This window comes from Mycobacterium sp. (assembly GCF_049585075.1).
Lineage (GTDB): Bacteria > Actinomycetota > Actinomycetes > Mycobacteriales > Mycobacteriaceae > Mycobacterium.
The window spans coordinates 1-2,944 of the sequence record NZ_JBAUZA010000109.1 but is presented as its reverse complement, the minus strand read 5'-3'; the positions used below and the strand labels follow the sequence as shown (position 1 = coordinate 2,944).

2 protein-coding genes are annotated in these 2,944 nt (G+C 69.9%); both read right to left on the bottom strand.

The features are described 5' to 3' along the window. Positions 1–1,097, bottom strand: a 1,097-nt coding sequence (locus WB785_RS04975; RefSeq protein ID WP_424077588.1) for a UvrD-helicase domain-containing protein, incomplete at its 3' end; no start/stop codon positions are given. Beyond that, a partial coding sequence (locus WB785_RS04970; protein ID WP_424077586.1) for a PD-(D/E)XK nuclease family protein occupies positions 1,094–2,944 on the bottom strand: 1,851 nt, incomplete at its 5' end. The genes WB785_RS04970 and WB785_RS04975, both read right to left, overlap by 4 nt.

Genomic DNA, 2,944 nt, shown 5'->3' with positions numbered 1-2,944 from the left:
CTGGTGCGCAGCTCGAGCACCGGCGCCGGGCTGCCGTCGGGGCGCGGGAAGTCGGTGGTGAACCGGGGCAGGTTGGTCGCCGAGGCACCCCGCCAGCCATAGATCGACTGGATCGGGTCGCCGACGGCGGTCAACGCCAAGTCATCGTCGACTCCCCCGCCGAACAGCGACGACAACAGGATGCGCTGGGCGTATCCGGTGTCTTGGTATTCGTCGAGCAGCACCACCCGGTAGCGACCGCGCAGTTGCTCACCGACCTGCGGGACGGCTGTCGCCAGCCGCGCGGCGTAGGCCATCTGCATGCCGAAGTCCATCACCTTGTCGGCCCGCATCCGCCGGTGTAGCGCATCGATGAGAGGCACCAGCTCGGCGCGCTCGGCCTGGGTGGCCAGCAGCCGAAGCAGCCACTGGCTGGGCCCGCGATCCCGTTGGTAGCGGCCCGCTGGCAAGGTGTGCACCAGCCGTTCGAGCTCGACGTGAGTATCGCGCAGCAGATCGGTGTCGACCAGGTGCTCGGCGAGTTGACCCGACAGCCGCAACACCGTCGAGGTGACCGCGGCCGGACTCTTGTCGGTGCGCAGCTCCCCGGGATATCCGTTGACGACATCGAACGCCAGCTGCCACAGTTCGGTCTCGCTGAGCAGCCGGGTGTCGGGCTCGACGGGCTGTACTCGGTCCCCCACGTCGGGGGACAGCAGGCCGGATTCGCGCAGCAGCTGGCCGGCGAAGGCGTGGTAGGTGCTGACGACAGGCGTGCCCGCGGGCTCACCCGGTGGCGGGCCCGGCTGGCTGCCGATCGTCAACCCGGTGCCGCCCAGCCGAGCCAGCCTTGACCGGACCCGTCGCAGCAACTGCCCGGCGGCTTTGCGGGTGAAGGTCAGCCCCAGCACCTGGCCGGGTTCGGCGTAGCCGTTGGCGACCAACCACACCACCCGCGCCGCCATCGTCTCGGTTTTCCCGGCACCGGCCCCTGCGATGACCACCAGCGGCCCAGGCGGCGCGGCGATAACAGCCGCCTGCTCGGCCGTCGGCTCGAAAAGACCTAAGGCGCATGCCAATTCGGCGGGGCTGTAGCGCGCTGCAACTGATGTCGTCATACCGCCCCCTCAGCGCGGGTGTGAGCGGGGCAGCTGGGCCGCAGCGGACAGTGCGCGCAGCCGTCGTTGATCCGGGCGATGAACTGCGGCCCGGCCGTCGCCTCGGCCGCCTCCTGGACCAGGTTGCGCCACTCGACGCGCGCCTCGGGTGTCAACGGGTCCTGCTCGCGTTCGGTCGCGCTTGCGGGCCTGCCCAAGTAGACCAACCGCGCGCCGCCCGGTTCGTCGCCGTGAGAAACCAGACCCTCGGCCACCGCCAGCTGGTAGGCGGCCAGCTGGGCATGCCGTTGCGCGTCGTCCTTGCTGACCGGTGTCTTGCCGGTCTTGACGTCGACGATGACCAACCGGCCTGCCGCATCGCGTTCGATCCGGTCGACCCGGCCACGCACCCGCACGCTGGTGTCCCCACGGCCGTCGAGCACCCCGTCGACGTCGACTTCGACGCCGACCTCGGTCAGCTCGCTACGAGTCTGGCTCCGCCATGCTAAGAACGCCTGAATCATCGCGCGATGCCGGGCCAGCTCATTGGCTGAATACCAACGGGATTCGAACGGCAGATGCTGCCATGCCCGCTCCAGGGCGGCCAGCAGCTGAGACTCGCTGCCTACCGGTTCGGCGATCAGCGCGTGCAGCACCGAGCCGATCGTGGAGCGGAGGTCGCGGGCGTCGGTTCCGCCGTGGCGTTCGGCCAGCCAGCGCAGCGGACAGTCACTCAGCGTCTGCAGGCTGGACGGAGTCAGCGTCACCACGTGGTCATCCCCACTCCACAATGGTTCGGTGCTGCTGAGCGGCGTCATGCCGTACCACCCGGCCGGGTCGGCACCCGAAACGCCTGCTGCGGCCAACCGCGCCAATTGCGTTGCCGCGCAGGCACGCACCGCGTCACTTACCGCGCCCGGAGGTGCGCACACCACCCCGCGCAGCCGGCCCACCACCGCGGCCGCCGAAAGCACCCGCGGCGCCGTGACCGGTTCCAGTGCGGTATCGGCACTGCCGGTGTCCCATTGCGCGACTTCGGCGAAGAACAGCGACGGCAAAGCCGCCTCACCGCCATCGCTTGCCTCTCCGTCTACCGCGGTCACCAGCAACCGGTTCCGTGCCCGGCCCATCGCCGCCACCAACAGCCGCCGTTCCTCGGCCAGCAGCGGTGCCCGCATCGACGTGTTCTCGGCGACCCCGTCCAGGACGTCCAACAGCCGCTGGGTACCGAGCACCCCACCGCGCGGAATCGTGTTGGGCCACAACCCTTCCTGAAGGCCGGCGATAACCACCAGGTCCCACTCGTGGCCCAGTGCCGCGTGTGCGCTGAGCACCGTCACCTGGTCAGCCGTGGATTCGGCACCGGCCGCGGGCGCTCGCTGTGTGCTCAGGTGGTCGATCAGGCCGGGCAGCGAGGCGCCGACAGTGTGCGACAGATATTGGTCGGTGGCGTCGAACAGCGCCGTCACCGCGTCGAGGTCTCGGCCGGCCTGGGCGCCGGAAGCTCCGCCGCGTTCACACGCCGCCAGCAAGCGTCGCTGTAGGCCGGATCTGTGCCATGCCGCCCAGAGGATGTAGCGCGGGTCTTCGCCTCGCCCGTGACAGCGCGTAGCGGCGTCCAGCACCGCGCGAACACGTCGCACCGGCCGGGCCTGGAGTGAGGTTAGCCGGGAGAACTTACCGTCGTTGAGAGCATCCACCAGCAGGTCGGCGAATTCTCTTGGCGGCTTGTCTATTTCGTTGCGGCGCAGCGCACGTCGCAGCTGGCGCAGCGAAACTGGGTCGACCCGCCCGATCGGCCCGGTCAGCAGCGTCAGCGCACGGTCGCCGTCCAGCCCGTCGGCGGCGGCGGCCAGCACCGTCAGCAG